Here is a 2,038-nt window from a genome sequence, read left to right on the forward strand (position 1 = left end):
GGTCCAGGGTGGGAGACGGGGCCGAAGCGCGTCGACACCCTGGCGGGTGGGCGGGCGGTCGGCCCGCGGCGGTGCCGTCTCCCCCGGACGGGTGACACCGACTGCCCGACGCGGGGGTCGCGCCCGCGGCGCGGCTCCGGTCACCATGGGACGTGTCCTCGATCGCGACGACCTCCGACGTCCCGTCACCGCGGGCGAACCGCCCGCCCCGCACCCCCGGGACCTGGCGGGTCCGCGCCGCCCGCTGGGCGCGTCCGCATCGGGCCGATGTCTGGCTGGCCGTGGGCCTGGCGGTGGTCGCGACGGTCGTGACCGCGGTCGCGCCCGTCGACTCCTGGTATCGCGTGCCGGGCGGGTGGGGGATCGTCCTGGTGGCGGTCTCGGCGCTGTCGCTGGTGTGGTGCCACTCCGCGGTGCTCGTCGCGACCGGGGTGCCGTCCGTGGTCGTCGTGGTCAACGCCGCGGCCGGTTTCCCCGTCGGTGCCGTCCAGTGGCCGCCGTGGATCGCCCTGTTCAGTTGCTTCGCGCTCGGCAGCCTGGCCGTCCGGCTCACCGGCGCGGCGATGTGCGTCGCCGCCGTCACCGGTTACGTCCTGCTGGATCACGGTCGGACGGTGACGGCGGACCTGGCCGGGGTGGTCATGTGCTTTCTGATCGCGACGGTCGGCGGGGACGCCGCCCGTAGCCGGCGGGAGTGCGCCACCGCCCGGCAGGCGACGACCCTGGGCGAGGCCCGGGAGCACGCGCTCGCCGCCGAGCGGGTGCTGCTGACCGAGCGCGCCCGGCTGGCGGGGGAGCTGCACGACGCGCTCGGGCACACCGTCAACGTCATGGTGTTGCAGGCCGGGGTGGCACGGCGGGTGTTCGGGGACAACCCGGGGTTCGCCCGGCAGGCCCTGGTGGACATCGAGACGGCCGGGCGCGACGCCCTCGGCGAGCTCGATCGGCTGCTGCGGATCCTGCACCCGCGGGAATCGGACGTCGCCGGGTCGCCTGGCCTGGGTGACCTGGCGGCGCTCGTCGAGCGGATCCGGGCGACGGGCCGGGAGGTGGACCTGACCGTCGAGCCTGTCGAGCCCGTCGCGCTGTCGCCCGCCGGCAGCCGGACGGCGTATCGGATCGTGCAGGAGGCGCTGACGAACGCCGTGCGTCACACCCGCTCGGGTCAGATCCGGGTCCGGGTCGGCCCGGCCGCGGACCTGGTCCGGATCGAGGTGTTCAACGAGGGCGTCGGGTTCGCCGCGCCGGTGGCGGGGCGGGGCCTGGTCGGCATGCGGGAACGGGCCCGGCTGGAGGGCGGCTCGTTCGACGCCGGTCCGGTGGACGGCGGCTTCCGGGTCCTGGCCACGCTGCCCGCCCGGTCGGACGGCGCGGCATGATCACCGTGCTGCTCGCGGACGACGACGGCCTGGTGCGCAGCGGGCTGCGGGCGCTGTTGGACGCCGAGCCGGGCATCACCGTTGCCGGGGAGGCGGCCACCGGCGACGAGGCGGTGCGCGCGGCCCGCCGACACCGGCCGGACGTCGTCCTCATGGACGTGCGGATGCCGGGTCGGGACGCTCGGCGTCCGGGACCGCACCCAGGCGGTGGTGTGGGCCTATCGCAGCGGCTTCGTCGACAGCGCGGAGCCGGACTAGCCGCGGGACGCGCGCCCGCCGCCGAATCAGGGACGTCGGGGTCGCCCTTCACCGGCGGAAACCGTCCTCACGCTCCTGCAGTCGCCGACGCAACCAAGGCGGGTGCCTGCCACGGTGCCTCCCGCACTCCACCCCGCACAGATCACGGCGGATACGCGCGCTAGCCGCGCCCGCCGCCGGCGACGTGCCCGCTGGTCCTGGCCCGCTGTGAGTGAGGCGTCTTTTCGGGCTGGTTGCCCGCCTGCCCGCGGGCGGCACGCTCGGGCTGTCCGAAGACGACCGGGACGCACCGGCGGTCGGCACCGAGCCACCACAGGACCCGCCGCACGTCGGGCTCGGAGCAGGTGCTGCTCGACGGCTCGACCCGGCCGGACGGGCCCCGCGGCGCGGTGGTGGTCGGG

Annotated in this window: 1 protein-coding gene and 2 pseudogenes; 2 read left to right on the forward strand and 1 reads right to left on the reverse strand. The window is 76.3% G+C overall.

The genetic code is table 11. The features are described from left to right. Window positions 1–152 precede the first annotated feature (152 nt). Entirely contained in the window at window positions 153–1,379 is a 1,227-nt protein-coding gene (locus tag ND748_RS34800) for a histidine kinase (protein ID WP_251749790.1), read from the forward strand. Further along, a pseudogene (locus tag ND748_RS30705) lies at window positions 1,376–1,558 on the forward strand (response regulator transcription factor); the annotation flags it as partial. The gene ND748_RS34800 and the pseudogene ND748_RS30705, both read left to right, overlap by 4 nt. A 239-nt stretch (window positions 1,559–1,797) precedes the next feature. Here ND748_RS30705 and ND748_RS30710 read toward each other — a convergent pair. Then, a pseudogene (locus ND748_RS30710) lies at window positions 1,798–2,038 on the reverse strand (serine/threonine protein kinase); the annotation flags it as partial.

Source organism: Frankia sp. AiPs1, assembly GCF_023716945.1.
Classification (GTDB): Bacteria; Actinomycetota; Actinomycetes; order Frankiales; family Frankiaceae; genus Frankia.